Genomic DNA, 26,508 nt, shown 5'->3' on the forward strand with positions numbered 1-26,508 from the left:
ATGTCCCGACTCAATCCCCGGCAGCAAGAAGCCGTGAACTATGTCGGCGGCCCTCTTTTGGTGCTCGCCGGTGCAGGCTCCGGCAAGACCAGCGTAATCACCCGCAAGATCGCGCACCTGGTCCAGAATTGTGGCATCCGCGCCCAGTACATCGTCGCCATGACCTTCACCAACAAGGCCGCCCGGGAAATGAAGGAGCGGGTCGGCGGCCTGCTGCGCGCCGGCGAAGGCCGCGGCCTGACGGTCTGCACCTTCCACAACCTGGGCTTGAACATCATCCGCAAGGAACACGCGCGGCTGGGCTACAAACCCGGCTTCTCGATTTTCGACGAGACCGACGTCAAGGCCCTGATGACCGACATCATGCAGAAGGAATACTCAGGCGACGACGGCGTGGATGAGATCAAGAACATGATCGGCGCCTGGAAAAACGACCTGATCCTGCCGCCCGAGGCCCTGGAAAACGCCCGCAACCCCAAGGAGCAGACCGCCGCCATCGTCTACACCCACTACCAGCGCACGCTCAAGGCGTTCAACGCGGTGGACTTCGACGACCTGATCCTGTTGCCGGTCAAGCTGTTCCAGGACCACGCCGACATTCTCGAGAAATGGCAGAACAAGGTCCGCTACCTGCTCGTGGACGAATACCAGGACACCAACGCCAGCCAGTATTTGCTGGTGAAGCTGCTGATCGGTACGCGCAACCAGTTCACCGTGGTAGGCGACGACGATCAGTCGATCTATGCCTGGCGCGGCGCGCGGCCGGAAAACCTGATGTTGCTCAAGGAAGACTACCCGTCGCTCAAAGTGGTGATGCTGGAGCAGAACTACCGCTCCACCAGCCGCATCCTGCGCTGTGCCAACGTGTTGATTTCCAACAACCCCCACGAGTTCGAAAAGCAACTGTGGAGCGAGATGGGCCACGGCGACGAGATCCGCGTGATCCGTTGCCGCAACGAAGACGCCGAAGCCGAGCGCGTGGCCATGGAAATCCTCAGCCTGCACCTGCGCACCGACCGGCCGTACAGCGATTTTGCGATCCTGTACCGCGGCAACTACCAGGCCAAGCTGATCGAGCTGAAACTGCAGCATCACCAGATCCCTTATCGCCTGTCGGGGGGCAACAGCTTTTTCGGACGCCAGGAAGTGAAGGACCTGATGGCCTACTTCCGCCTGATCGTGAACCCGGACGACGACAACGCCTTCCTGCGGGTGATCAACGTGCCGCGCCGGGAAATCGGTTCGACCACCCTGGAAAAACTCGGCAACTACGCCACCGAACGCAAGATCTCGATGTACGCCGCCACCGATGAAATCGGCCTGGGCGAACATCTGGACAGCCGCTTCACCGACCGCCTGGCACGCTTCAAGCGCTTCATGGACAAGGTTCGCGAACAGTGCGCCGGGGAAGATCCGATTTCAGCACTGCGCAGCATGGTGATGGACATCGACTACGAGAACTGGCTGCGCACCAACAGCTCCAGCGACAAGGCTGCCGACTACCGCATGAGCAACGTCTGGTTCCTGATCGAGGCGTTGAAGAACACCCTGGAAAAAGACGAAGACGGCGACATGACGGTCGAGGACGCCATCGGCAAACTCGTGCTGCGCGACATGCTCGAGCGCCAGCAGGAAGAGGAAGACGGCGCCGAAGGTGTGCAGATGATGACGCTGCACGCCTCCAAGGGCCTGGAATTCCCCTACGTGTTCATCATGGGCATGGAAGAAGAAATCCTGCCGCACCGCTCCAGCATCGAGGCCGACACCATCGAGGAAGAACGGCGCCTGGCCTACGTCGGGATTACCCGGGCCCGTCAGACGCTGGCCTTCACCTTCGCCGCCAAGCGCAAGCAATACGGCGAAGTGATCGACTGCGCCCCCAGCCGCTTTCTCGATGAACTGCCGCCGGACGATCTGGCCTGGGAAGGCAACGACGACACGCCGACGGAAGTCAAAGTCGTTCGCGGCAACAGCGCCCTGGCGGATATACGCGCGATGTTAAAGCGCTAGAATCGACTACTTTTTTACCGACTTCAGGCGCTGACGCGTCACCAGAGGAGGCTTCATGGAAGCCCTGCACCAGAAAATTCGTGAACAAGGCATCGTGCTGTCCGACCAGGTCCTGAAGGTTGATGCATTTCTCAACCACCAGATCGACCCGCAATTGATGAAGCTGATCGGCGACGAATTCGCCGCGCTGTTCAAGGACTCGGGCATCACCAAGATCGTCACCATCGAAGCCTCAGGGATTGCCCCGGCGATCATGACCGGGCTGAACCTGGGCGTACCGGTGATCTTCGCCCGCAAGCAACAGTCCCTGACCCTGACGGAAAACCTGCTGTCGGCCACCGTGTATTCGTTCACCAAGAAAACCGAAAGCACCGTCGCCATCAGCCCGCGTCACCTGACCAGCAGCGACCGAGTGCTGATCATCGATGACTTCCTGGCCAACGGCAAAGCCTCCCAGGCGCTAATCTCCATCATCAAGCAGGCCGGCGCCACCGTCGCCGGGCTGGGGATCGTGATCGAGAAGTCATTCCAGGGCGGCCGTGCGGAACTGGATGCCCAGGGCTATCGCGTCGAGTCGTTGGCCCGGGTGCAATCCCTGGCTGGCGGGGTCGTGACCTTCATCGACTGACCCTGTGCCTACTGTGGGAGCGAGCTTGCTCGCGATAGCGGTCTGTCAGAGACATTTGGTGGAACAGATACACCGCTATCGCGAGCAAGCTCGCTCCCACAGGGGAAGGTGCACGCCTTTATGGCGCAGTCGCCTTAAGCCCCGCCAGCAACAACCGCTGAAACAACTCCTCCTTCAGCCCTTCAGGGCTGGCCAACTGCATCCGTTCCAGATGCCCGGCAAACTCCCAGGCCTGCGGCGCATCGAGCGCGGCTTTGCCCAGCTCCAGGATCTCGGTGAGCTTGAACTTGCTCTTGAGCCAGTTCAGCGCCCGCAACAGATCCCGCTCGACCTCATCGAAATCACACCCCAGGGGGTATTCGGGAAACAGGTTCGGATGGCGTGCCTGGATCGCCTGCAAGCGTTCCGATGTGTTGTCGGCGAAGCGCGGGTCGAGGCGGAAATCCTTCGGCAACTTGCCGGCACTTTGCGCCTGCTCGATCAACCCGGGCTGGAAGCGTGAATCGCTGATATTCAGCAACGCCTCGATCACCACAGCGTCGGTCTTGCCTCGCAGGTCGGCGATGCCGTACTCGGTCACCACGATGTCGCGCAGGTGCCGGGGAATCGTGCAATGACCGTATTCCCAGACGATGTTCGAGCTGATCTCGCCCCCGGCCTCACGCCAACTGCGCAGCAGCAGGATCGAGCGTCCGCCCTCCAGTGCATGCGCCTGGGCAACGAAGTTGTACTGCCCGCCCACACCGCTGAGCACCCGCCCGTCTGCCAACTGATCGGCCACCCCAGCCCCCATCAGGGTCATGGTGAAGACCGTGTTGATGAAACGGGCGTCGAGGCGCTGCAGGCGCTTGAGCTGTTCCTGGCCGTACAGCTCGTTGATGTAACTGATGCGCGTCATGTTGAATTCGAGCAGACGGCTTGGCGGCAACTCGCGCAGGCGTTCATAAAAACTGCGCGGCCCGAGGAAAAATCCGCCGTGTATGCAGATGCCGTCAGGTTGCGCGGCCTCGTCGAGGGTGCCGGCGTTGGCCCGTTCCTGGGTCGGAACGTCGGGGTAGACCTTGCGCCGGACAATTCCAGCCTCGGCCAGCACCAACAAACCGTTGACGAACATTTCACTGCAACCGTACAGCCCTTTGGCAAAGGGCTCGACTCCGCCCTCGCGCTCGATCAGTTGCGCCCACTGGCTAAGGTTCAGGTCCGCCAGCAACGCCTGGTAACCGGCATTATCGGCCTGGCGCGCCAACAGCGCTGCCGTCAAGGCATCGCCCATGGCGCCGATGCCGATCTGCAGCGTCCCGCCGTCGCGCACCAGGGTACTGGCGTGCAGACCGATCAGATGATCCTGGAAACCCACCGGCATGTTCGGCGTGGAAAACAACGTGTGGCTGTCCTTCTCGTCGATCAACAGGTCGAAAGCGTCGATACCGACTTCCGCGTCGCCCGGCATGTACGGCAAATCGTTGTGCACCTGGCCGACCAGAAGGATGGTCTCTCCGGCCGCGCGCCGCTTGGCGATCATCGGCAGCAGGTCGAGGGTGATATCCGGGTTGCAGCTCAGGCTCAGGCGATCCGGGTGCTGGGGCTCGCTCGCCACCAACTGCGCCACCAGGTTCAAGCCGGCAGCGTTGATGTCCCGGGCCGCGTGGCTGTAGTTGCTGCTGACGTAGTTCTGCTGGGCCGACGCGCTGTGTAGCAGACTGCCGGGCTGCATGAAAAACTGCTCGACCCGTATGTTGGCCGGCAGGCTGTCGTGATGCAGATCGGCCAGGTAATCCAGCTCGGGGTAATCACCGAAGACCCGTTCGATAAAGGGTTCGAGGAAGCGCTTCTGCAGACCGTCGCCCAGGTTTGGCCGGCCCAGGCTCAAGGCCGTGTAGATCGTCAGCTGTCGCTCGGGCAGTTGTGCGATGCGCCGGTACAGCGCGTTGGCGAACAGGTTGGGTTTGCCCAACCCCAGGGGCATGCCGAGATGAATATGCGCGGGCAGACGCTCGAGCACGTCATCCACCGCCTGTTCGATTGAACACAACTGCACCATCGGACCCTCCTGGACATTCCATGAATGTGGGTTGGACCGAGCTTGCCGGGTCTTGGTTGCGATGAACAGCCCTGGAAAAAACCCAGGCACAAAAAAGCCGCTCGTAAGCGGCTTTTTTGCGCAAGATATCGGCGTATTACAGGCCGGACATCTCTTTGATGGCGCCCTTGAGGTCGTCATCCGAGCAATCGGCGCAGGTGCCTTTTGGCGGCATGGCATTGATGCCAGAGATCGCTTTGGCAAGCAGCCCATCAAGGCCGCCTTCTTTCTTGGAACGTTCACCCCACGCTGCTGCGTCGCCGATCTTCGGAGCATTCAGCAGGCCGGTGCCATGGCAAGCGTTGCAGTGTTTTGCAATCACGTCTTTCGGCGTCTTGGCAGCCCCGCCGCCAGCCGAGGCCACGACTTCCATACCCTTGCATTCCTTGCCCTGGACGCAGACCTGGCCGACGGGTTCAAGGCGCTTGGCGATTTCGTCGTTGGGCGCAGCTTGAGCGCTCGCAGCCCATAGGGCCAATACGGTTGCTGGTGCAGCCAGCATTTTCATAATTAGGTTCACGCGTACACCCTCAATGGTGGCTAGTCACGCCTGCGGCCACGGTTTGCAGGCGGGCGCAAGTATAGCGGTAAGCCCGTCACACTGAAACAACCCCAAAGTCGCAAGGGTCTTGTTTGCGATGACGGTGCCTTCCCTGGGCGCCTTGGCCGTATAGGGCCGGCGCCGCTTTTTCTAGAAATTGGCCGGTGTGGCTGCGCTGATCAGTCGCGCCGGCACGTCGAACGGATTACGGAAACGGTGGGGCTTGGTGCTTTCGAAATAGTAGCTGTCGCCGGCTTCGAGCACGAAGGTTTCGACACCCACCACCAGTTCCAGCCGCCCTTCCACCAGGATCCCGGTTTCCTCGCCCTCATGGGTGAGCATCTCTTCACCGGTGTCGGCACCGGGCGGATAGATTTCGTTGAGGAAGGCGATCGCCCGGCTCGGGTGTGCCCTGCCCACCAGCTTCATGGTCACGGCGCCGTCGGAGATGTCGATCAGTTCGTTGGCTTTATAGACGATCTGGGTCGGTTTCTCCTGAAGGATTTCTTCGGAGAAAAACTCGACCATGGACATGGGAATCCCGCCAAGGACCTTACGCAGCGAGCTGATCGAGGGGCTGACGCTGTTCTTCTCGATCATCGAAATAGTGCTGTTGGTGACGCCCGCGCGCTTGGCGAGTTCACGCTGGGAAAGGCCTTTGAGTTTACGAATGGATTGCAGTCGTTCACCGACGTCCAATGCTGGAGCCTCCAGGGAATCAGGTTGTGAGGAAAGTGAGCGTTATCATGGCGACAGCGTTCAGTATTTACAACACTTTGACTCGAATCCTGTGCGGTGAAGCGACTTTCGGTAGCTGGCGCCGCGCGTCAATGCCCGGAATAGAGCCGTGGCACCCGTCGCAGATTGCAGAAAATCTGATAGGGGATCGTGTCGGCGGCCTTGGCGACATCGCTGGCCAGGATGTTCTTGCCCCACAACTCCACGGTCGAGCCGATCCCGGCCTGAGGGATATCGGTCAAGTCGACACAGAGCATGTCCATCGACACCCGTCCGACCAGTTGGCTGCGCTGCCCATCCACCAGCACCGGCGTACCGGTGGGCGCCTGGCGTGGGTAGCCGTCGGCATACCCCATGGCGACCACGCCGACCCGGGTCGGTTGCGTGGTCACAAAACGGGCACCGTAGCCCACCGGTTCGCCAGCGGGCAATTCGCGCACGCAGATGATCTTCGACTCCAGGGTCATCACCGGTTGCAGGCGCGAGGCGACGGCGTTGGGTTCGTCAAAGGGCGTAGCCCCGTAGAGCATGATGCCCGGGCGCACCCAGTCGCTGGGTATCTGCGGCCAGCCCAGCACAGCCGGTGAGTTGCGCAGGCTGATCTGCGCCACCAGGCCCTGGCGGGCCTTGTCGAATATCGCCAGTTGCTCAGTGCTGCTGGGATCGTGCAGTTCATCGGCACGGGCGAAGTGGCTCATCAAGACGATCTTCGCCACCTTGCCGCTGGCGAGCAGGCGACGGTAGGCCGCCTGGTAATCCGTCGGATGCAGGCCGACCCGGTGCATGCCGGAATCGAGCTTGAGCCAGACCGTGATCGGCTGGCTCAGCGCGGCTTGTTCAATCGCTTCGAGCTGCCACAACGAATGCACCACGCACCAGAAATCGTGCTCGACAATCAACGGCAGCTCGCTGGCCTCGAAAAAACCCTCCAGCAGCAGGACCGGCCCACGGATCCCAGCGGCCCGCAGTTCCAGGGCTTCTTCGATGCAGGCGACGGCGAACCCGTCCGCCGTGTCCTGCAGCGCCTCGGCGCAACGCACCGCGCCATGCCCGTAGGCGTCGGCCTTGATCACCGCAAGGGCCTTGGCCCCCGTGACTTCGCGGGCCAATTGGTAGTTGTGACGCAGGGCTTGGAGATCGATCAGGGCACGGGCAGGACGCATGGCGGCAGGCTTCTAGGCGGTCATGAATAAAAAACCGGTGCTGGCTGACAGCATGAACCACCAACAGCACCGGGAGAGGGATCGTTTGGGCCGGTATTTAAGGCAACGCGGCCACGACGGACAGCTCCACCAGTATCTCCGGCTCGCACAACTTGGCTTCCACCGTGGCACGGGCCGGGGCGACGCCCTTGGGCAACCATTTGTCCCAGACTGCGTTCATGCCTTCGAAGTGGGCCTCGATGTCTTTCAGGTAAATCGTCACCGACAGCAAACGATTCTTGTCGGTCCCGGCCAGGTCCAGCAAGCGCTCGATATTGGCCAGGCTTTCGCGGGTCTGCTGTTCGATACCGGCGTTCATGTCGTCGCCGACCTGCCCGGCCAGGTAAACGGTGCCGTTGTGCACGACAACCTGGCTCATGCGGTCATTGGTGAGCTGGCGCTGGATTGACATGTTTTGCAGACTCCTGGTGTTTGCTGCCATAACGGGAAATATCGAGGCCTTCGGCGCTGATCTGCGGCTTTTTCTTCGCCATCAGGTCGGCCAACAGGCGACCGGAACCACACGCCATGGTCCATCCGAGGGTGCCATGGCCGGTGTTCAGGAACAGATTCTTGAAGGGTGTAGCCCCCACGATTGGCGTGCCATCCGGGGTGGTCGGGCGCAAGCCGGTCCAGAAACTGGCCTGGGCCAGGTCGCCGCCCTGAGGATAAAGGTCGTTGACGATCATCTCCAGGGTTTCGCGCCGGCGCGGGTTTAGGGACAGGTCAAAACCGGCGATTTCCGCCATGCCGCCCACCCGAATGCGGTTGTCGAACCGGGTGATCGCGACCTTGTAGGTTTCGTCGAGAATGGTCGAAGTCGGCGCCATCGCCGGGTTGGTGATCGGTACGGTCAGGGAGTAGCCCTTGAGCGGATACACCGGTGCACGGATCCCGAGAGGCTTGAGCAGTTGTGGCGAATAGCTGCCCAGGGCGAGGACGTAGCGGTCGGCGGTTTCCAGCTTGCCGTCGATCCAGACGCCGTTGATGCGATCACCGGCGAAGTCCAGGCGCTGGATATCCTGGCCGAAGCGGAATTGCACACCGAGCTTCTCGGCCATTTCCGCCAGGCGCGTGGTAAACATCTGACAGTCGCCGGTCTGGTCGTTGGGCAGGCGCAGGGCGCCGGCCAGGATGTCGGTGACATTCGCCAGGGCCGGTTCAACCCGGGCAATGCCCTCGCGGTCGAGTACTTCGAACGGCACACCCGACTCTTTCAGCACGGCGATGTCTTTTGCCGCGCCATCGAGCTGGGCCTGGGTGCGGAACAGCTGGGTGGTCCCCAGGCTACGGCCCTCGTAGGCTATGCCGGTTTCGGCGCGCAGCTCGTCGAGGCAGTCACGGCTGTACTCGGACAGGCGCACCATGCGCTCCTTGTTGATGGCATAGCGGCTGGCGGTGCAGTTGCGCAGCATCTGTGCCATCCACAGGTATTGGTCAATGTCGGCAGTGGCCTTGATCGCCAGCGGCGCGTGGCGCTGCAGCAGCCACTTGATGGCCTTGAGCGGTACGCCCGGTGCGGCCCACGGTGAGGCATAACCCGGCGACACCTGGCCGGCGTTGGCGAAACTGGTTTCCATGGCCGGCGCCGGCTGACGGTCGACCACCACCACTTCAAACCCGGCACGGGCCAGATAATAAGCACTGACGGTACCGATGACGCCGCTACCCAAGACCAGAACGCGCATGTTGATGCCCTCATCGCGGATAACCGCTGACGTTTGTTGTACATAGCTTTGATGGTCGCAGTGTAAAAAAGATTAGCCAGTGCTTTTCACTATATAAACGCCTATATTTGGCGAGAATTCTCGGCAAAAACCCTTTTCACGGAGGCGCATCACCTGTGCGTACCAACACCCAGACCAAACGTGAGCTGGACAAGATCGACCGCAATATCCTGCGCATTCTCCAGGCGGACGGGCGCATCTCCTTCACCGAGCTGGGGGAAAAGGTCGGCCTCTCCACCACGCCCTGCACCGAGCGGGTACGGCGCCTGGAGCGCGAGGGCATCATCATGGGCTACAACGCCCGGCTCAATCCGCAGCACTTGAAGGGTAGCCTGCTGGTGTTTGTCGAGATCAGCCTCGACTACAAATCCGGCGACACGTTCGAAGAGTTCCGACGCGCCGTGCTGAAACTGCCTCACGTGCTGGAATGTCACCTGGTGTCAGGGGACTTCGACTACCTGGTGAAAGCACGGATTTCGGAGATGGCTTCGTACCGCAAGCTGCTGGGGGACATCCTGCTCAAGCTGCCCCATGTGCGCGAATCCAAGAGCTACATCGTGATGGAAGAGGTGAAGGAGAGCTTGAACCTGCCGATTCCGGATTGATGACGGTCTCCAAGGCAAGGGGCGTCTGGACGGCCGCTTTCGCGAGCAGGCTCGCTCCCACATCGTGCGGTGGTGAATACCTTCTTGTGGGCAACGGAGATCCATTGTGGGAGCGAGCCTGCTCGCGAAAGCTGCGACTCGGTATTTCAGACCGCTAGACCAACACCTGCCGAGTGCTGGCCATGTATTCATGAATCTGCTTCTCGACCCGCGGATGAATCAGTTCCACCGGTCGCCGGCCATTGGGACACGGCAAGGTCGCCGTGGTGCCGAACAGCCGGCAGATCAGCGGGCGCTCGTCGTAGACGGTGCAACCGTTGGGCCCCAGGTGCACGCAGTCGAGCGCTTCCATGGCCGCGTCCTGTTCGGCGCGGGTCTTGCGGGGCAAGCGGGCCATTTCCTCGGGCGAGGTAGTCACCGGACCACAGCAGTCATGGCAGCCCGGTACGCACTCGAACGAGGGAATCTGCTGGCGTAGCGTACGGATTTTTTGACTGTTGCAGCTCATCGAGGCGGTTACCGAAGGAGACGGTCCAGGATTCTGCCTTAAAAGCCGCGCACCAGACAGCGCCAGCCGACCGGTGTTGCCCAGTAAGGAATCGCCAGCTTATGCTCCGTAAAATTTCTCAAACACAAAAATCAGGATTACGCACATGAACGCCCGTGTTCAGCAACCTGTCCCGAGCCACGCGCACGCCGCCTCTTATTACGCCGCCAGCAGCCTGCCGCAACCGGACCATCCGCTGCTGCAGGGTGAATTGCTGGCGGATGTCTGCGTCGTCGGTGGCGGGCTTTCCGGGTTGAACACGGCGATCGAACTGGCCGAGCGCGGCATGAGCGTGGTGCTGCTGGAAGCGCACCGGATCGGCTGGGGCGCCAGCGGGCGCAACGGCGGCCAATTGATTCGTGGCGTAGGCCATGGCCTCGATCAGTTTGCGCCGATCATCGGTGCCGAGGGCGTGCGCCAGATGAAGCTCATGGGCCTTGAGGCCGTGGAAATCGTCCGACAGCGCGTCGAGCGTTTCCAGATCCCGTGCGACCTCACCTGGGGTTACTGCGACCTCGCCAACAAGCCCAGCGACCTGGAAGGCTTCGCCGAAGACGCCGAAGAACTGCGCAGCCTGGGTTATCGCCACCCGACCCGACTGCTGCAAGCCAACGAGATGCACAGCGTCGTGGGTTCGGATCGCTACGTTGGTGGGCTGATCGACATGGGCTCGGGGCATCTGCATCCGCTGAACCTGGCCCTGGGCGAAGCCGCCGCCGCGCAGCAACTGGGGGTCAGGCTGTTCGAGCAATCGGCGGTCACACGTATCGACTACGGCCCTGAAGTGAAGGTGCACACCCAACAGGGCTCAGTCCGCGCCAAGACGCTGGTGCTGGGCTGCAACGCTTACCTCAATGGACTCAATCCGCAACTGGGCGGCAAAGTGCTGCCGGCCGGCAGCTACATCATCGCCACCGAACCCTTGAGCCAGGCCCAGGCAAAGGCGCTGTTGCCGCAGAACATGGCGGTCTGCGATCAACGCGTGGCGCTGGATTACTACCGGCTTTCAGCGGATCGACGCTTGCTGTTTGGTGGGGCCTGTCACTATTCCGGCCGCGACCCACAGGACATCGGCGCGTACATGCGGCCGAAGATGCTCAAGGTCTTCCCGCAACTGGCAGATGTGAAAATCGATTATCAATGGGGCGGGATGATTGGCATCGGTGCCAACCGTTTGCCGCAGATCGGCCGGCTCAAGGACCAGCCCAATGTGTATTACGCCCAGGCCTATTCCGGCCATGGGCTGAATGCCACGCACCTGGCCGGCAAATTGTTGGCCGAAGCGATCAGCGGGCAACACAGCAGCGGCTTCGATCTGTTCGCCCAGGTCCCGCACATGACCTTCCCTGGCGGCAAGCACCTGCGCTCGCCGCTGTTGGCGCTGGGGATGTTGTGGCATCGGTTGAAAGAGTTGGTTTAACTCAAAAACCGTGGCGAGGGAGCTTGCTCCCTCGCCACAGGTTCCTTATCGCTTCAAAGCCGCCAGAACGGCTTGAGCCCCTCCTCCCGCGCCTGCTCCCGAGTCAGCCCGATATCACGCAACTGTTCGGGTGTAAGTTCCAGCAAGGCTTGGCGTGTATGCAGACGAAACCAGAACAGGGCCCAACGGCTCAGGCCGGATGGCGGATTGCGCAACATCGCGCTGCGCAGCCCCTTCTCCTGCCCTGCCGCCAGTTCCTGACTGTGTAACGTCAGCCGCACATCGCTCAAGCCGTTCATTTTGATCGCTCCTGTTTACTTGGGTAGCCAGAGGTTTCATGATGCGCGGACGGTCAAAAGCAATACAGATTCAACTCATTATTTTTATGAGCATACAGATTCGGTATTTCCAGCACTGAATTGTCATTTTCCACCCCAACTGTATCGGTTGCAGTGGTCCATCTCATCGGGAGCGCACCATGACCCTCTACGTGAACCTCGCCGAATTGCTCGGTACCCGCATCGAACAGGGCTTCTACCGCCCCGGCGACCGGCTGCCATCAGTGCGGGCATTGAGCACGGAACATGGGGTCAGCTTGAGTACGGTGCAGCAGGCCTATCGCGTGCTGGAAGACAGTGGGCTGGCGATGCCGAGACCCAAGTCCGGCTATTTCGTCCCCGTGGGCCGCGAACTGCCGGACCTGCCGGTGGTAGGCCGTCCGGCCCAGCGCCCAGTGGATATTTCCCAGTGGGACCAGGTGCTGGAGCTGATCCGCGCCGTACCGCGCCCGGACGTGGTGCAACTGGGACGCGGCATGCCGGATATCCATTCGCCGACCATGAAACCGCTGCTGCGCAGCCTGGCGCAGATCAGCCGCCGACAAGACATGCCCGGCCTGTATTACGACAACATCTACGGCAATCTCGCGTTGCGCGAACAGATTGCCCGACTGTCGCTGGACTCCGGCTGCCAGCTGGGGCCCAACGACTTGATCGTCACCACTGGCTGCCATGAGGCCCTGTCGGTCAGCATCCGCGCCACCTGCGAACAAGGCGATATCGTCGCGGTGGACTCACCCAGTTTTCACGGGGCCATGCAAACCCTCAAGGGCCTGGGCATGAAGGCGTTGGAAATCCCCACCGACCCGCTCACCGGCATCAGCCTGGATGCGCTGGAACTGGCGCTGGAGCAATGGCCGATCAAGGCCATACAGTTGACCCCCAGCTGCAATAACCCGCTGGGCTACATCATGCCCGACGCCAATAAACGCGCGCTGCTGACCCTGGCACAGCGCTTCGACGTGGCGATCATCGAAGATGATGTGTATGGCGAGTTGGCCTACACGTACCCTCGCCCACGTACCATCAAGTCCTTCGATGAAGACGGCCGCGTCCTGCTCTGCAGTTCTTTCTCCAAGACCCTGGCGCCAGGCCTGCGCATTGGCTGGGTCGCGCCAGGCCGATATCTGGAGCGGGTACTGCACATGAAATACATCAGCACCGGCTCCACCGCACCACAACCGCAGATCGCCATTGCCGAATTTCTCAAGGGTGGGCATTTCGAACCCCATTTGCGTCGGATGCGTACGCAATACCAGCGTAATCGCGACGTGATGATCGACTGGGTCAGCCGTTATTTTCCACCGGGTACCCGGGCCAGCCGCCCGCGGGGCAGCTTCATGCTGTGGGTCGAATTGCCAGACGGCTTCGACACGCTGAAGCTCAATCGGGTCCTGCTCGACCAAAGCGTGCAGGTCGCCGTCGGCAGCATCTTTTCGGCATCGGGCAAGTACCGCAACTGCTTGCGTATGAACTACGCTGCCAAGCCAACGGCCCAGATCGAAGAGGCCGTACGCAAGGTCGGAACCGCCGCTATCGCGTTGTTGAACGAAACCCAACGCGACATCGTCTGAACTTTACCCAGGGAAGCAGCACCCGACAGCCGATCAACGTGAACAAGCGGAACGATCCTACGTGAGATCCAGCCCGATCCTGCCTGCGCTGCTGTTAGTCGTCTCGCTGCTGAGCGGCTGCGCCAGTCTTGATGTCACCCGCGAGCCCTCCCAGGCCCTGCCGGCCGCCGAATCCTCGTTCGGCCGCTCGGTCCAGGCCCAGGCTGCCACCCATGAAGGGCGCTCGGGCTTTCGGCTGCTGTCGGACAGCACCGACGCGTTCATCGCCCGGGCCGAGTTGATTCGCCACGCCCAAGGCAGCCTGGACTTGCAGTACTACATCGTCCATGACGGCATCAGTACGCGGATGCTGGTGGATGAACTGCTCAAGGCCGCCGACCGGGGCGTGCGCGTGCGCATCCTGCTGGACGACACCACCAGCGATGGCCTTGATCAGATCATCGCGACCCTCGCCGCTCATCCGCAGATCCAGATCCGCCTGTTCAACCCACTGCACCTGGGACGCGCCACCGGCGTGACCCGTGGCCTCGGGCGCCTGCTCAACCTGTCGTTGCAGCATCGGCGGATGCACAACAAGCTGTGGCTGGCGGACAACAGCATGGCCATCGTCGGCGGCCGCAACCTGGGCGATGAGTATTTCGACGCCGAACCCAACCTGAACTTCACCGACATCGACCTGCTCAGCGTCGGCCCAGTGGCCGAACAATTGGGGCACAGCTTTGACCAGTACTGGAACAGCGCCCTGAGCAAACCCATCGAACAGTTCCTGTCCCATCGCCCCACGCCCAAGGACCTGGCCAACAGCCGCCTGCGCCTGCAAGAGTCCCTGGAGCAGACCCACAAGGAAAATCACGCGCTCTACCAGCAGTTGACCGCCTACAAGACCCAGCCACGCCTGGACACTTGGCGCGACCAGTTGATCTGGGCCTGGAACAAGGCCCTGTGGGACGCCCCCAGCAAAGTGCTGGCCAAGGACGAGCCCGACCCACAGCTGTTGCTGACCACGCAACTGGCCCCCGAACTGACGGGCGTCAGCAAAGAATTGATCATGATTTCCGCCTACTTCGTCCCCGGTCAGCCAGGCTTGGTGTACCTGACCAGTCGCGCCGATGCCGGCGTATCGGTGAGCCTGCTGACCAACTCCCTGGAAGCCACCGATGTGCCCGCCGTCCACGGCGGCTATGCGCCGTACCGCAAGGCCCTGCTGCAACACGGCGTGCGCCTGTTCGAGCTGCGACGACAACCGGGCGACAGCGGCGGCAGCCCTCACCTGTTCTACAGCAAATCCTACGGCGAATCGGACTCCAGCCTGCACAGCAAGGCGATCATCTTCGACCAGCAGAAATCATTTATCGGCTCGTTCAATTTCGACCCACGCTCGGTGCTGTGGAACACCGAAGTCGGCGTGCTGGTGGACAGCCCTGAACTCTCCGGCCAAGTCCGTGAACTGGCCTTGCAGGGCATGGCGCCGGCCCTGAGCTATCAGGCCAGGCTGAAAGATGGAACGCTTGTATGGACCACCGAAGACAACGGCCAGACGCACGACCTGGACCGCGAACCGGGCAGTTGGTGGCGCCGGTTCAATGCCTGGTTCAGCATGATGATCGGGTTGGAGCGGATGCTGTAATCCAGCGGGTCTTAAGCGGGTTGGGTGGTCCCGAATGCCCCTTGGCGCAACAGCAGGATCACCAGGCCAAACGCCCCTGCCGCCATGAACAAAGGCAGCGCATGCCCGCTGATCCACTGGCTGCCCGCTCCCGCCGCCAGTGGGCCGACCAGGCAACCAAGGCCCCACAGTTGCGCGACATGGGCGTTGGCCCGCACCAGCGCATCGTCGCGGTAACGCTCGCCGATCAGGATCAACGACAAGGTGAACAAACCACCAGCACTGGCACCGAACAGCACCCACAGCGGCCAGATCAACAGGGTATCGATCAACAGCGGAACCGCCAGGCTCGATAACGTCAGCGCCACCGCACAGCCCGTCAACAGCGCCCGGCGAGAAACGCGATCGGCCAGGGCACCGATGGGCAACTGCAACAGGGCATCACCGACCACCACGGTGCTGACCATCGCCAGCGCGATGTCGGCGGTGAAGCCCTGGCGCAGGCAATACACCGGCAGCAACGTGAGGATCATGGCCTCGAACGCGGCAAACAACGAGACCGCCCAGGCAATCGCCGGCAAGCCTCGGCAGAACGTCCACAAATCGCTGAACGTGACGCTGCCGGCCTCGCTGCTCGGCGCACCGCTACGGCCCAGTAACAGCAAGGGCGCGGCCAACAGCAGACCGACGCCCACCCAGAACCCGTAGTCATGATCGGTCCCCAGCGCGCCCAGCAGCAACGGGCCGGACAACTGGCTCAGGGCGTAGCTGCTGCCGTACAGCGCCACCAGTCGCCCACGCCATTTTTCAATGACCAGTTGATTGATCCAGCTTTCACCGAGAATGAACACCAGGGTCAGGACCACGCCAATCACCAGGCGCAGCAGCAACCAGACCGGATAGCTGGGCAGCAGCGCCAGCAGGCCGATGGACACCGCGCCGCCCCACAGGCACAGGCGCATCAACGCCGCCGTGCCAAACCGCGCCGCCAACCGGCTCGACACCTTGGCCCCGAGCAACACCCCCACGGCCGGCATGGCGGCCATCACACCAATGGCGAACGAGCCATAGCCCCAGCCCTCCAGGCGCAGCGACACCAGCGGCATGCTCACGCCCAAGGCCAGGCCGACGCTCAGGACAGACGCCAACACGGCGAAATAGGTCGCCCAACGCATTCCCACGCTCCTGTGGAGGGTTATCAATCTCAGCCATCCCCCAAAACACTGTGGGAGCGAGCTTGCTCGCGATAGCGGCGCAACATTCAACAAAGTCGTCGACTGTCATACCGCTATCGCGAGCAGGCTCGCTCCCACAGGGGATTTGTATCGACCGCCAATCTTCCGCTCATCTTGGACCAATGTGGGAGCGGGCTTGCTCGCGAAAGCGGAATGTCAGTCAACTTAGCCGTTGAATGTTAACCGCATTCGCGAGCAAGCCCGCCCCCACAAAAGGGATCACAGCTTGATCCAGGTCGACTTCAGCTCGGTGTATTTGTCGAACGCATGCAGCGACTTGTCGCGGCCGTTGCCCGACTGCTTGAAGCCACCGAACGGCGCGGTCATGTCGCCGCCGTCGTACTGGTTGACCCATACGCTGCCGGCACGCAGGGCCTTGGCGGTCAGGTGGGCCTTGGAGATGTCCTTGGTCCATACCGCTGCGGCCAGGCCGTACGGCGTATCGTTGGCGATCTCGATGGCCTGCTCGGCAGTGTCGAAGGCGATGACCGACAACACCGGGCCGAAAATCTCTTCCTGGGCGATTTTCATGGCGTTGCTCACACCATCGAAAATCGTCGGTTCGACATACGTACCGCCGGTTTCCTCAAGGATGCGTTTGCCACCGGCGACCAGCTTGGCTCCGTCGCTGTGCCCCGCCTCGATGTAGGACAGCACGGTGTTCATCTGCTGGGTATCGACCAGGGCACCGACATTGGTGGCCGGGTCCAGGGGGTTGCCAGGCTTCCAGCCCTTGAGGGCTTCGATCACCAGTGGCAGGAATGTGTCCTTGATGGAGCGTTCCACCAACAGCCGCGAGCCGGCGGTGCAGACTTCGCCCTGGTTGAAGGCGATGGCGCTGGCGGCGGATTCGGCGGCAGCTTGCAGGTCCGGGGCATCGGCGAACACGATGTTCGGGCTCTTGCCGCCGGCTTCCAGCCAGATGCGCTTCATGTTCGATTCGCCGGAGTAAATCATCAGTTGCTTGGCGATCTTGGTAGAGCCGGTGAACACCAGCGTATCGACGTCCATATGCAGGGCCAAAGCCTTGCCAACGGTGTGGCCGTAGCCTGGCAGCACGTTCAGCACGCCCTTCGGAATGCCGGCCTCGATCGCCAGTGCGGCGATGCGGATAGCGGTCAACGGGGATTTTTCCGACGGCTTGAGCACCACCGAGTTACCGGTGGACAGCGCCGGGCCGAGTTTCCAGCAGGCCATCATCAATGGGAAGTTCCACGGCACGATAGCGCCCACGACCCCCACCGGCTCACGGGTTACCAGGCCCAACTGATCGTGCGGCGTGGCCGCCACTTCGTCGTAGAGCTTGTCGATGGCTTCGCCGCTCCAGCTCAAGGCTTGGGCCGCGCCGGGAACGTCGATGTTCAGGGAATCACTGATTGGCTTGCCCATGTCCAGGGTTTCGAGCAGGGCCAGCTCTTCGGCATGCTGCTTGAGCAGGCCGGCGAAACGAATCATGGTGGCCTTGCGCTTGCTCGGTGCCAGGCGCGACCAGACGCCGGAATTGAACGTGGCACGGGCGTTTTCGACCGCACGCTGGGCGTCGGCGACGTCACAGCTGGCGATCTTGCCCAACAGACGGCCATCGACCGGGCTGAGGCAATCGAAGGTTTCGCCGGACACCGCATCGGTGTACTCGCCGTTGATGAAGGCGCGGCCTTCGATCTTCAGGTCGCGGGCGCGTTGTTCCCAATCGGCACGAGTCAGGGTGGTCATGCGTGTGTCCTCCTCTTATTGAGTACGAACGCCGCGCGGTGCGCAGCGCTTCAAAAGAATTCTGCCCGGGCCAGCCTGCTTTCGGCGCTATTTTCGGCATAGGGCACCCGCCACCCTAAACCAGCGGCTGGTCATGTTTCAATATATTTGACACAACGCTGGCAAACAGCCTTGCGATGTTCGTTTTAATAAACATAGACTCGAGGCCTTCCAAGCGATCACTGGGGATCACCCGCATGAGCATTCAGGACATCGTCGATTTCAGCCAGGCCAATACCACCGCCGAACGTTATCGCCCGGACCCGGCCAAGGTGTTCAAGGGCGACCCCGAACAAACAGTGTTCAACCACTACAGCAGCCCCTGCGGGCAAATGAACGCTGGCGTGTGGGAAGGCGCCGTCGGCCAGTGGACGGTCAATTACACCGAGCATGAATACTGCGAGATCGTCCAGGGTGTTTCCGTGCTGCGGGACAACGATGGCAATGCCAAGACCCTGCGGGCCGGCGACCGTTTCGTGATTCCTGCGGGGTTCAAGGGTACTTGGGAAGTGCTGGAGCCGTGCCGCAAGATCTATGTGGTGTTCGAACAGAAGGCCTGAAGATTTGTGTCGCTGGATCTGGCCTCATCGCGAGCAGGCTCGCTCCCACAGGGATCTCAGGCGTCATAGGGTCCAGTGTGGGAGCGAGCTTGCTCGCGATGAGGCCCTCACGGACAACAAAAAAGGCCCGTATCTCGCGATACGGGCCTTTTTCGTAAGAAGGGAAAAATCAATTACTTGATTTTGCCTTCCTTGTAGATCACGTGCTTGCGAACAACCGGATCATATTTCTTGATCTCGATTTTGTCCGGGGTAGTACGCTTGTTCTTGTCGGTAGTGTAGAAGTGACCAGTACCGGCGCTCGAGATCAAACGAATCAATTCACGCATGATTAGCTCCCTTAAACCTTGCCATCGCGACGAAGTTCGGCCAGCACGACACTGATGCCACGCTTGTCGATGATGCGCATGCCCTTGGCAGATACGCGCAGACGCACAAAACGTTTCTCTTCTTCAACCCAGAAGCGGTGATGCTGCAGGTTCGGCAGGAAACGACGACGGGTTTTGTTGTTTGCGTGGGAAATGTTATTCCCAGTCACCGGACCCTTACCGGTAACTTGACAGACTCTCGACATGCCTCAGCCCTCTAAAACCACATGCCCAACCCGGCATGGGTTGGCCGCTTAATCTCTCAGTCATTTGGCGCCAGGCGCCGCGTTTCTTTAAGGGTCTTACCGGCTACACCTACAGTGAAGGAACCGGGCCCCTAGAAAAGAGCGCTGCTTTATACCAGAAAGACCACAGTGCAACAACAGCCGATGTGATTTGTCTTCGCAGGATATCCTCGCCCAACCGCCCCGAACGGCGGGGGCAGAGGCTGGCGCAGCCCCTTACCGCTCGTCGCTGCACGCAGGTTTTTTTCACTTGCGCCGGTTTTTGGCCATCGATACGTCGCCGCAGAGTGCCGGAAAATGCAAAAAGGGGATAGTCATTTAGCAGCGAGCCCACTAGGGTAGGCCTTTTCCAGACTGCACTCGCAGATGGGCCTTCGACTTGCACAGGAAACCGACCATGCGCCTCGCTGCCCTACCATTGTTGCTCGCCCCTCTGCTGATCACCCCGCAGGCTTTGGCCGCCGCCCTGAGCGTCTGTACCGAAGCCAGCCCGGAAGGGTTCGATGTCGTCCAGTACAACTCCCTGACGACCACCAACGCCTCCGCCGACGTGCTGATGAACCGCCTGGTGGACTTCGATACCGCCAGCGGCAAAGTGGTCCCCAGCCTGGCCGAGCGCTGGGAAGTCTCCACCGATGGCCTGACCTACGTGTTCAAGCTGCGGCCACAGGTCAAGTTTCACCACACCGACTACTTCACCCCGCGCCGCGACCTGACCGCCGAGGACGTGAAGTTCAGCTTCGAGCGCATGCTCGACCCGGCAAACCCCTGGCACAAGGTGGCGCAAAGTGGCTTCCCCCACGCCCAGTCCATGCAATTGCCGGCGCTGATCAAGAAAATCGACGCGCTCGATCCGCTGACCGTGCGCTTCACTCTCGATCACGCCGACTCGACCTTCCTGGCGACGTTGAGCATGGGCTTTGCCTCCATTTATTCGGCCGAATACGCCGATCAACTGATGCAGGCCGGCACGCCGGAAAAACTCAACAGCCAACCGGTCGGCACCGGCCCGTTCATTTTCAGCCGATTCCAGAAGGATGCCTCGATTCGCTACAAGGCCAACGACGCCTACTTCGGCGGCAAGCCAAAAGTGGATCCGCTGGTCTTCGCAATCACGCCGGACGCCAACGTACGACTTCAGAAACTGCGCCGCAACGAATGCCAGATCGCCCTGTCGCCCAAGCCGCTGGACGTACAAGCCGCCAAGCAAGAACCCACGCTGAAGGTCGAGCAGACCGACGCCTTCATGACCGCGTTCGTGGCGATCAACAGCCAGCATCCGCCGCTGGACAAGCCTGAGGTGCGCCAAGCCATCAACCTGGCCTTCGACAAGCCCAGCTACCTCAAGACCGTCTTCGAAGACACCGCCGAAGCCGCCAACGGCCCTTATCCACCGAACACCTGGAGCTATGCCAAGCACTTGCCGGGCTACGCCCATGACCCGGCCAAGGCCCGTGACCTGCTGGCCAAGGCCGGCTTGAAGGAAGGCTTCAAGACCACCATCTGGACTCGCCCCTCCGGCAGCCTGCTCAATCCCAACCCGAGCCTTGGCGCGCAGCTGCTGCAATCGGACCTGGCGGAAATCGGCATCCAGGCGGAAATCCGCGTGATCGAATGGGGCGAACTGATCCGGCGCGCCAAGGCCGGCGAACATGACCTGCTGTTCATGGGGTGGGCCGGCGACAACGGCGACCCGGACAACTTCCTCACGCCACAATTTTCCTGCGCGGCGGTCAAGTCCGGCACCAACTTCGCCCGATACTGCAACCCCGACCTGGACAAACTGATCAGCGCCGGCAAAACCACCGGCGAACAAGGCGTGCGTGCCAAGCTCTACGAGCAGGCCCAGGCCCAGATCCAGCAACAGGCCTTGTGGCTGCCCCTGGCGCACCCGACCGCCTTCGCGCTCACCCGCAAGGATGTGCAGGGTTATGCGGTGAGCCCGTTTGGGCGCCAGGATTACTCCAAGGTCAACCTCAAATAACCCCTGCCCCACAGCGCCCCTCCTGTGGGAGCCTGTGGAGCCTGTGGAGCTGTGGAGCTGTGGAGCTGTGGAGTCTGTGGGAGCAAAGCTTGCTCGCGATAGCGGTTTTACAGCCAACAGAAGTGTTGTATGTGACGACGGCATCGCGAGCAAGCTTTGCTCCCACAAGGGATTACTCAAGCCTGATCGTGCCTACATCCACCCACATTCCGCCATCGACAACGGCTCCCCATCGCCAACGATGAAATGGTCGAGCACCCGCACATCGATCAGCTCCAGCGCCTCCTGAAGGCGCTCAGTGAGCACCCTGTCGGCCTGGCTGGGCTCGGTGTTGCCGGAGGGGTGGTTGTGGCACAGGATCAGCGCAGCGGCGTTGTGGGCCAGGGCGCGCTTGACGACCTGCCGGGGATGGACGCTGGCGCTGTCGATAGAGCCTCGAAACAGCGCCTCGAAGGTCAGCACCTGGTGCTTGGAATTGAGAAACAGGCAACCGAACACCTCGTGGGGTTCGTGGCGCAGCATCGATTTCAGGTACTCACGCACCGCGAACGGGCTTTCCAGCGACGTTTTTTCCCGTGCCCGCTCAGCCAAATGCCGACGGCTCATTTCCTGAACCGCTTGCAACTGCGCAAACTTCGCCGGCCCGAGCCCCATATGATTACTGAATGTGATCTGATCGGCTTCAAGCAGCGCGCGCAGGCTGCCAAATTGAATCAATAGTTGTCGCGCCAGATCCACCGCGCTTTTGCCCGACACGCCGGTTCGTAAAAAAATCGCCAGCAGCTCGGCGTCCGAAAGACTCCCAGCCCCCAGCGCCAATAACCTCTCCCGCGGCCGCTCGGCGGCGGGCCAATCGCGAATACTCATGGCATCTCCCTGATTGTGGGCGCCGCTGTTCCGTAGCGGTCGCTGTGATATCGTAGCCCATCTTTTTTGCAGGCGATTTGCACCCTGGCAGGCTGCTGCCAAGGGGTTCGCCCTGCACTGACCACTGAAATCGAAAGGCAGGCCTATGCAGCGGCTGTATCGGAAACGCATCGTTCTGGGCGTCGGCGGCGGCATTGCCGCCTACAAGAGCGCCGAGCTGGTTCGCAGGCTTATCGACCAGGGCGCGGAAGTTCGGGTCGTCATGACCCGCGGTGGCAGCGAGTTCATTACTCCGCTGACCATGCAGGCCCTGTCCGGGCACCCGGTCCATCTGGATTTGCTCGACCCGGCGGCCGAAGCCGCCATGGGTCATATCGAACTGGCCAAGTGGGCCGACCTGGTGCTGATCGCCCCGGCCACGGCCGACCTGATCGCCCGCCTGGCCCAAGGCATCGCCGACGACCTGCTGACCACCCTGGTGCTCGCCACCGACGCAGTGGTCGCCGTGGCGCCGGCCATGAACCAGGCCATGTGGCGCGACCCGGCCACCCAGGCCAACCTGCAATTGCTGGAAAGCCGCGCCCTGAAAGTCTTCGGCCCGGCCTCTGGCAGCCAGGCCTGCGGTGATGTCGGCATGGGCCGCATGCTCGAAGCCACCGACCTGGCCCAGTGCGCCGCCGACTGCTTCCAGCGCCAGGCCCTGACCGGCAAGCACGTGCTGATCACCGCCGGACCGACCCAGGAAAACATCGACCCGGTGCGCTACATCACCAACCACAGCTCCGGAAAAATGGGCTTCGCCCTGGCCGAAGCTGCCGTGGAAGCCGGCGCCCGGGTGACGCTGATCACCGGTCCCGTGCACTTGCCGACCCCGGACCGGGTCACGCGCATCGACGTGGTCAGTGCCCGGGACATGCTCGCGGCCTGCGAAGCGGCCATCCCCTGCGACCTGTTCATCGCCTCGGCGGCGGTGGCGGACTACCGCCCCGAAGTCGTTGCCCCGCAAAAATTGAAGAAAGACCCTGCAAGCGGCGACGGCCTGCTACTGCAAATGGTGCGTAACCCGGACATCCTGGCCAGCATCGCCACCCGCCCCGACCGCCCGTTCAGTGTCGGCTTTGCCGCCGAGACCGAACACTTGCTCGATTACGCCGCACGCAAGCTCAAGGACAAGAACCTCGACTTGATCGTCGCCAACGACGTGGCCAACCCGAGCATCGGCTTCAACAGCGAAGAAAACGCCTGCAGCGTGATCGACCGCCAGTTGCACGCCACACTTTTCGCCCAGACCAGCAAGAGCAAGATTGCCCGCCAGCTGATCACTTTTATCGCCGAACGTCTGAACCAGGTTTAATGTCATGCACGCTCTACAAGCCAAGATCCTCGACCCACGCATCGGCAACGAGTTCCCGCTGCCACAATACGCCACACCGGGCTCCGCCGGCCTCGACCTGCGGGCGATGCTCAAGCAGGACACGATCCTGGAACCGGGCCAGACCCTGCTGATTCCTACCGGCCTGTCGGTGTACATCGGCGATCCGGGCCTGGCCGCGCTGATCCTGCCGCGCTCGGGCCTGGGCCACAAGCACGGCATCGTGCTGGGCAACCTGGTGGGTCTGATCGACTCCGACTACCAGGGCGAACTGATGGTATCGTGCTGGAACCGCGGCCAAACGGCCTTCAACATTGCCGTGGGCGAACGCATCGCGCAGTTGGTGCTGGTGCCGGTGGTCCAGGCCCACTTCGAACTGGTCGAAGAGTTCGCCGAAAGCCAGCGCGGCGCGGGTGGTTTCGGGCATTCCGGCAGCCATTGACCGGTGGTTACAGGCCGGGCGTCCTGCCCGGCCCGTTTGTGAAGCCTGTGTTTCAGGACAAAAAATGCGCAATGGCTTTCTGCTAGGTTTCCCACCCGGAATCAATGTATTAGGCGAGCGAGGCCGGGGTAACGCTGTCTCATGGCACTTTCCCACCACGAACTCTCTGTCAAAAACGCCGTCATACCCTTCAGCTTGAGCCTGCCGATGCTAACCGTCGGCCTGTCCAGTCACTTTCCTGATAGAGCGCCCCGCCCATGAACACCCCAGCCGCAATCGCCCCGATCTTCCCTGAAAGCATCTTCCGCGCCTACGACATCCGTGGCGTGGTACCGGAAACCCTCACCGCCGAAACGGCCTACTGGATCGGCCGCGCCATTGGCTCCCAGAGCCTGGCCCAGGGCGAACCGAACGTGTGCGTCGGCCGTGATGGCCGTTTGTCGGGCCCCGAGCTGGTCGAACAACTGATCAAAGGCGTTGCCGACAGTGGCTGCCACGTCAGCGACGTGGGCCTGGTGCCGACCCCGGCGCTGTACTACGCCGCCAACGTGTTGGCCGGCAAGTCCGGGGTGATGCTCACCGGCAGCCACAACCCGTCGAACTACAACGGCTTCAAGATCGTCATCGCCGGCGACACCCTCGCCAACGAGCAGATCCAGGCCCTGCATACCCGCCTCAAGACCAACGACCTGAGCAGCGGCCAGGGCAGCGTCACCAAGGTCGATATCCTTCCTCGCTACAACGACGAGATCGTCAAGGACGTGAAACTCGCCCGGCGCCTGAAAGTGGTGGTCGATTGCGGCAACGGCGCGGCCGGCGTGATCGCCCCGCAACTGATCGAAGCCCTGAACTGCGAGGTCATCCCGCTGTTCTGCGACGTGGACGGCAACTTCCCCAACCACCACCCGGACCCGGGCAAGCTGGAAAACCTCGAAGACCTGATCGCCAAGGTCAAGGAAACCAACGCCGACCTGGGCCTGGCCTTCGACGGCGACGGCGACCGCGTGGGCGTGGTGACCAATACCGGTAGCGTGGTGTTCCCGGACCGCCTGCTGATGCTGTTTGCCAAGGACGTGCTGGCGCGCAACCCGGATGCCGAGATCATTTTCGACGTCAAATGCACCCGTCGCCTGGTGCCGCTGATCAAGGAATATGGCGGTCGTCCACTGATGTGGAAAACGGGTCATTCGTTGATCAAGAAAAAAATGAAACAGAGCGGCGCCCTGCTGGCCGGCGAAATGAGCGGCCACATCTTCTTCAAGGAACGCTGGTTCGGTTTTGACGACGGCATCTACAGCGCCGCGCGCCTGCTGGAAATCCTCAGCAAGGAGAAATCCACGGCCGAAGAGCTGTTCGCAACCTTCCCGAACGATATTTCTACGCCAGAAATCAATATCCATGTGACCGAAGAGAGCAAATTCAGCATCATTGATGCACTGCACGACGCTCAATGGGGCGAAGGCGCCGAACTGACCACCATCGATGGTGTGCGGGTCGACTATCCCCACGGCTGGGGCCTGGTTCGCGCATCCAACACCACACCGGTGCTGGTACTGCGTTTCGAGGCCGACAACGAGGCTGAACTGCAGCGCATCAAGGATGTGTTCCACACCCAACTCAAACGTGTTGCACCTGATCTCCAACTACCGTTTTGATTTTTTGAAGCACTACCGGAGCCCTGAATGACCCTCGAACGCGAAGCCGCCGCCAACACCGCCAAGGTCCTGTCCGAAGCGTTGCCTTATATCCGACGCTACGTCGGCAAGACCCTGGTGATCAAATACGGCGGCAACGCGATGGAAAGCGAGGAGCTCAAGACTGGCTTCGCCCGCGACATCGTGCTGATGAAGGCCGTGGGCATCAACCCGGTGGTCGTACACGGTGGCGGCCCGCAAATCGGTGACCTGCTCAAGCGCCTGTCGATCGAAAGCCACTTCATCGATGGCATGCGCGTGACCGACGCGCAGACCATGGATGTGGTGGAGATGGTCCTGGGCGGCCAGGTCAACAAGGACATCGTCAACCTGATCAACCGTCATGGCGGCAGCGCCATCGGCCTGACAGGCAAGGACGCCGAGCTGATCCGGGCGAAGAAACTCACCGTCACCCGCCAGACACCGGAGATGACCCAGCCGGAAATCATCGACATCGGTCATGTGGGCGAAGTGGTCGGCATCAACACCGACCTGCTGAACCTGCTGGTCAAGGGCGACTTCATCCCGGTCATCGCGCCCATCGGCGTGGGCGCCAACGGTGAGTCGTACAACATCAACGCCGACCTGGTGGCGGGCAAGGTTGCCGAAGCACTGAAAGCCGAAAAGCTGATGCTGCTGACCAACATCGCCGGCCTGATGGACAAGTCGGGCAAAGTCCTGACCGGACTGTCGACCCAGCAGGTCGATGACCTGATCGCCGACGGCACCATCTACGGCGGCATGCTGCCGAAGATTCGTTGCGCGCTGGAAGCGGTACAGGGCGGCGTCGGCAGCTCGCTGATCATCGACGGCCGGGTACCGAATGCGATCCTGCTGGAGATCTTCACCGACACCGGCGTGGGTACCTTGATCAGCAATCGCAAGCGTCCTTAAGCGATACCGGTAAAAAAAGACCCCGCTCAACCTGGTTGAGCGGGGTCTTTTTTTACACCTCTTTTCCAGATGATGCTTT

The 26,508-nt window shown here is 61.6% G+C and carries 24 protein-coding genes and 1 pseudogene; 12 read left to right on the top strand and 13 right to left on the bottom strand.

The annotated features are described in order from the left end of the window. Nucleotides 1–2,010, top strand: a complete 2,010-nt coding sequence (rep, locus tag HU749_RS00005; protein ID WP_014340843.1) for a DNA helicase Rep — start codon at nucleotides 1–3, stop codon at nucleotides 2,008–2,010. 55 nt (nucleotides 2,011–2,065) lie between these two features. Further along, complete coding sequence (locus HU749_RS00010; RefSeq protein ID WP_014340844.1) at nucleotides 2,066–2,638, top strand: xanthine phosphoribosyltransferase; 573 nt, start codon at nucleotides 2,066–2,068, stop codon at nucleotides 2,636–2,638. Between the two features lie 118 nt (nucleotides 2,639–2,756). On the opposite strand, the gene HU749_RS00015 is transcribed toward HU749_RS00010, so the two are convergent. The 6 genes from HU749_RS00015 to dadA all read right to left on the bottom strand — a co-directional run bounded on the left by HU749_RS00015 (nucleotide 2,757) and on the right by dadA (nucleotide 8,887). Further along, on the bottom strand, nucleotides 2,757–4,679 hold the full coding sequence (locus HU749_RS00015) for an acetyl-CoA hydrolase/transferase C-terminal domain-containing protein (RefSeq protein ID WP_095961887.1): 1,923 nt from the start codon (nucleotides 4,677–4,679) through the stop codon (nucleotides 2,757–2,759). Between the two features lie 136 nt (nucleotides 4,680–4,815). Beyond that, entirely contained in the window at nucleotides 4,816–5,238 is a 423-nt protein-coding gene (locus tag HU749_RS00020; RefSeq protein ID WP_172436017.1) for a c-type cytochrome, read from the bottom strand. A 171-nt stretch (nucleotides 5,239–5,409) separates the two neighbouring features. Further along, nucleotides 5,410–5,958 carry a cupin domain-containing protein gene (locus tag HU749_RS00025; RefSeq protein WP_003206841.1) on the bottom strand — a complete coding sequence of 183 codons (549 nt, stop codon included), beginning with the start codon at nucleotides 5,956–5,958 and terminating at the stop codon, nucleotides 5,410–5,412. A 128-nt stretch (nucleotides 5,959–6,086) separates the two neighbouring features. After that, the gene (alr, locus tag HU749_RS00030) at nucleotides 6,087–7,160 is read right to left on the bottom strand and encodes an alanine racemase (RefSeq protein ID WP_186649364.1); all 1,074 of its coding nucleotides are present in this window, start codon (nucleotides 7,158–7,160) and stop codon (nucleotides 6,087–6,089) included. A 97-nt stretch (nucleotides 7,161–7,257) separates the two neighbouring features. After that, a complete protein-coding gene (locus HU749_RS00035; RefSeq protein WP_003206844.1) occupies nucleotides 7,258–7,611 on the bottom strand; it encodes a RidA family protein in 354 nt (117 codons plus the stop codon). Next, a complete protein-coding gene (gene dadA / locus HU749_RS00040) occupies nucleotides 7,583–8,887 on the bottom strand; it encodes a D-amino acid dehydrogenase (protein WP_024618128.1) in 1,305 nt (434 codons plus the stop codon). The genes HU749_RS00035 and dadA overlap by 29 nt, the downstream gene beginning before the upstream one ends. A gap of 155 nt (nucleotides 8,888–9,042) precedes the next feature. Here dadA and HU749_RS00045 point away from each other — a divergent pair, with 155 nt between their 5' ends. Then, entirely contained in the window at nucleotides 9,043–9,531 is a 489-nt protein-coding gene (locus tag HU749_RS00045) for an Lrp/AsnC ligand binding domain-containing protein (protein WP_003206849.1), read from the top strand. A gap of 154 nt (nucleotides 9,532–9,685) precedes the next feature. Here HU749_RS00045 and HU749_RS00050 read toward each other — a convergent pair whose 3' ends face one another. Beyond that, nucleotides 9,686–10,039 (bottom strand): YkgJ family cysteine cluster protein, encoded by a 354-nt coding sequence (locus HU749_RS00050; protein ID WP_003206850.1) that lies wholly within the window; start codon nucleotides 10,037–10,039, stop codon nucleotides 9,686–9,688. Nucleotides 10,040–10,184: 145 nt separating this feature from the next. On the opposite strand from HU749_RS00050, the gene HU749_RS00055 reads away from it, so the two are divergent. Continuing rightward, nucleotides 10,185–11,498: an NAD(P)/FAD-dependent oxidoreductase gene (locus HU749_RS00055; protein ID WP_186649366.1), complete on the top strand. Its 1,314-nt coding sequence runs from the start codon at nucleotides 10,185–10,187 to the stop codon at nucleotides 11,496–11,498. Nucleotides 11,499–11,551: 53 nt separating this feature from the next. Here the strand turns inward: HU749_RS00055 and HU749_RS00060 are convergent, their stop codons facing one another. Beyond that, nucleotides 11,552–11,797 carry a DUF1127 domain-containing protein gene (locus HU749_RS00060; protein ID WP_046064460.1) on the bottom strand — a complete coding sequence of 82 codons (246 nt, stop codon included), beginning with the start codon at nucleotides 11,795–11,797 and terminating at the stop codon, nucleotides 11,552–11,554. A gap of 179 nt (nucleotides 11,798–11,976) precedes the next feature. On the opposite strand from HU749_RS00060, the gene HU749_RS00065 reads away from it, so the two are divergent. After that, nucleotides 11,977–13,410: an aminotransferase-like domain-containing protein gene (locus HU749_RS00065; protein WP_046064461.1), complete on the top strand. Its 1,434-nt coding sequence runs from the start codon at nucleotides 11,977–11,979 to the stop codon at nucleotides 13,408–13,410. A 61-nt stretch (nucleotides 13,411–13,471) separates the two neighbouring features. Beyond that, on the top strand, nucleotides 13,472–15,037 hold the full coding sequence (locus HU749_RS00070; RefSeq protein WP_079303049.1) for a phospholipase D family protein: 1,566 nt from the start codon (nucleotides 13,472–13,474) through the stop codon (nucleotides 15,035–15,037). An 11-nt stretch (nucleotides 15,038–15,048) separates the two neighbouring features. Here the strand turns inward: HU749_RS00070 and HU749_RS00075 are convergent, their stop codons facing one another. Together HU749_RS00075 and HU749_RS00080 are read right to left on the bottom strand one after the other, a co-directional pair. Next, a complete protein-coding gene (locus tag HU749_RS00075) occupies nucleotides 15,049–16,191 on the bottom strand; it encodes an MFS transporter (protein ID WP_079303050.1) in 1,143 nt (380 codons plus the stop codon). A gap of 279 nt (nucleotides 16,192–16,470) precedes the next feature. Then, a complete protein-coding gene (locus tag HU749_RS00080; RefSeq protein WP_014340855.1) occupies nucleotides 16,471–17,964 on the bottom strand; it encodes an aldehyde dehydrogenase in 1,494 nt (497 codons plus the stop codon). A 236-nt stretch (nucleotides 17,965–18,200) separates the two neighbouring features. Between HU749_RS00080 and HU749_RS00085 the strand changes: the two genes are divergently transcribed. Continuing rightward, complete coding sequence (locus tag HU749_RS00085; RefSeq protein WP_046064464.1) at nucleotides 18,201–18,563, top strand: cupin domain-containing protein; 363 nt, start codon at nucleotides 18,201–18,203, stop codon at nucleotides 18,561–18,563. Nucleotides 18,564–18,736: 173 nt separating this feature from the next. On the opposite strand, the gene rpmG is transcribed toward HU749_RS00085, so the two are convergent. Next, complete coding sequence (gene rpmG / locus HU749_RS00090) at nucleotides 18,737–18,892, bottom strand: 50S ribosomal protein L33 (protein WP_003177274.1); 156 nt, start codon at nucleotides 18,890–18,892, stop codon at nucleotides 18,737–18,739. Nucleotides 18,893–18,903: 11 nt separating this feature from the next. Continuing rightward, a complete protein-coding gene (gene rpmB / locus HU749_RS00095; protein WP_003177273.1) occupies nucleotides 18,904–19,137 on the bottom strand; it encodes a 50S ribosomal protein L28 in 234 nt (77 codons plus the stop codon). Nucleotides 19,138–19,573: 436 nt separating this feature from the next. Here rpmB and HU749_RS00100 point away from each other — a divergent pair, with 436 nt between their 5' ends. Beyond that, nucleotides 19,574–21,160, top strand: a complete 1,587-nt coding sequence (locus HU749_RS00100) for an ABC transporter substrate-binding protein (RefSeq protein ID WP_186649369.1) — start codon at nucleotides 19,574–19,576, stop codon at nucleotides 21,158–21,160. A 192-nt stretch (nucleotides 21,161–21,352) separates the two neighbouring features. On the opposite strand, the gene radC is transcribed toward HU749_RS00100, so the two are convergent. Beyond that, the gene (gene radC, locus HU749_RS00105; protein ID WP_014340857.1) at nucleotides 21,353–22,027 is read right to left on the bottom strand and encodes a RadC family protein; all 675 of its coding nucleotides are present in this window, start codon (nucleotides 22,025–22,027) and stop codon (nucleotides 21,353–21,355) included. A 145-nt stretch (nucleotides 22,028–22,172) separates the two neighbouring features. Here radC and coaBC point away from each other — a divergent pair, with 145 nt between their 5' ends. The 4 genes and pseudogenes from coaBC to argB all read left to right on the top strand — a co-directional run bounded on the left by coaBC (nucleotide 22,173) and on the right by argB (nucleotide 26,429). Then, nucleotides 22,173–23,381 carry a bifunctional phosphopantothenoylcysteine decarboxylase/phosphopantothenate--cysteine ligase CoaBC gene (gene coaBC / locus HU749_RS00110; protein ID WP_046064467.1) on the top strand — a complete coding sequence of 403 codons (1,209 nt, stop codon included), beginning with the start codon at nucleotides 22,173–22,175 and terminating at the stop codon, nucleotides 23,379–23,381. Between the two features lie 4 nt (nucleotides 23,382–23,385). Then, complete coding sequence (gene dut / locus HU749_RS00115) at nucleotides 23,386–23,841, top strand: dUTP diphosphatase (RefSeq protein WP_186649371.1); 456 nt, start codon at nucleotides 23,386–23,388, stop codon at nucleotides 23,839–23,841. Between the two features lie 251 nt (nucleotides 23,842–24,092). Continuing rightward, a pseudogene (locus HU749_RS00120) lies at nucleotides 24,093–25,496 on the top strand (phosphomannomutase/phosphoglucomutase); the annotation flags it as partial. A 27-nt stretch (nucleotides 25,497–25,523) separates the two neighbouring features. Further along, nucleotides 25,524–26,429, top strand: coding sequence for an acetylglutamate kinase (gene argB / locus HU749_RS00125; RefSeq protein WP_003206871.1), 906 nt, complete (start codon nucleotides 25,524–25,526; stop codon nucleotides 26,427–26,429). Nucleotides 26,430–26,508: the final 79 nt, after the last annotated feature.

This window comes from Pseudomonas ogarae (assembly GCF_014268695.2).
GTDB lineage: Bacteria > Pseudomonadota > Gammaproteobacteria > Pseudomonadales > Pseudomonadaceae > Aquipseudomonas > Aquipseudomonas kilonensis.

What these genes read in the sequence shown, in the direction of transcription:
- rep (WP_014340843.1), top strand. Translation starts at nt 1, where the DNA reads ATGTCCCGACTCAATCCCCGGCAGCAAGAAGCCGTGAACTATGTCGGC.
- HU749_RS00010 (WP_014340844.1), top strand. Translation starts at nt 2,066, where the DNA reads ATGGAAGCCCTGCACCAGAAAATTCGTGAACAAGGCATCGTGCTGTCC.
- HU749_RS00015 (WP_095961887.1), bottom strand. Translation starts at nt 4,679, where the DNA reads ATGGTGCAGTTGTGTTCAATCGAACAGGCGGTGGATGACGTGCTCGAG.
- alr (WP_186649364.1), bottom strand. Translation starts at nt 7,160, where the DNA reads ATGCGTCCTGCCCGTGCCCTGATCGATCTCCAAGCCCTGCGTCACAAC.
- HU749_RS00035 (WP_003206844.1), bottom strand. Translation starts at nt 7,611, where the DNA reads ATGTCAATCCAGCGCCAGCTCACCAATGACCGCATGAGCCAGGTTGTC.
- dadA (WP_024618128.1), bottom strand. Translation starts at nt 8,887, where the DNA reads ATGCGCGTTCTGGTCTTGGGTAGCGGCGTCATCGGTACCGTCAGTGCT.
- HU749_RS00050 (WP_003206850.1), bottom strand. Translation starts at nt 10,039, where the DNA reads ATGAGCTGCAACAGTCAAAAAATCCGTACGCTACGCCAGCAGATTCCC.
- HU749_RS00055 (WP_186649366.1), top strand. Translation starts at nt 10,185, where the DNA reads ATGAACGCCCGTGTTCAGCAACCTGTCCCGAGCCACGCGCACGCCGCC.
- HU749_RS00060 (WP_046064460.1), bottom strand. Translation starts at nt 11,797, where the DNA reads ATGAACGGCTTGAGCGATGTGCGGCTGACGTTACACAGTCAGGAACTG.
- HU749_RS00065 (WP_046064461.1), top strand. Translation starts at nt 11,977, where the DNA reads ATGACCCTCTACGTGAACCTCGCCGAATTGCTCGGTACCCGCATCGAA.
- HU749_RS00075 (WP_079303050.1), bottom strand. Translation starts at nt 16,191, where the DNA reads ATGCGTTGGGCGACCTATTTCGCCGTGTTGGCGTCTGTCCTGAGCGTC.
- HU749_RS00080 (WP_014340855.1), bottom strand. Translation starts at nt 17,964, where the DNA reads ATGACCACCCTGACTCGTGCCGATTGGGAACAACGCGCCCGCGACCTG.
- HU749_RS00085 (WP_046064464.1), top strand. Translation starts at nt 18,201, where the DNA reads ATGAGCATTCAGGACATCGTCGATTTCAGCCAGGCCAATACCACCGCC.
- rpmG (WP_003177274.1), bottom strand. Translation starts at nt 18,892, where the DNA reads ATGCGTGAATTGATTCGTTTGATCTCGAGCGCCGGTACTGGTCACTTC.
- rpmB (WP_003177273.1), bottom strand. Translation starts at nt 19,137, where the DNA reads ATGTCGAGAGTCTGTCAAGTTACCGGTAAGGGTCCGGTGACTGGGAAT.
- HU749_RS00100 (WP_186649369.1), top strand. Translation starts at nt 19,574, where the DNA reads ATGCGCCTCGCTGCCCTACCATTGTTGCTCGCCCCTCTGCTGATCACC.
- radC (WP_014340857.1), bottom strand. Translation starts at nt 22,027, where the DNA reads ATGAGTATTCGCGATTGGCCCGCCGCCGAGCGGCCGCGGGAGAGGTTA.
- coaBC (WP_046064467.1), top strand. Translation starts at nt 22,173, where the DNA reads ATGCAGCGGCTGTATCGGAAACGCATCGTTCTGGGCGTCGGCGGCGGC.
- dut (WP_186649371.1), top strand. Translation starts at nt 23,386, where the DNA reads ATGCACGCTCTACAAGCCAAGATCCTCGACCCACGCATCGGCAACGAG.
- argB (WP_003206871.1), top strand. Translation starts at nt 25,524, where the DNA reads ATGACCCTCGAACGCGAAGCCGCCGCCAACACCGCCAAGGTCCTGTCC.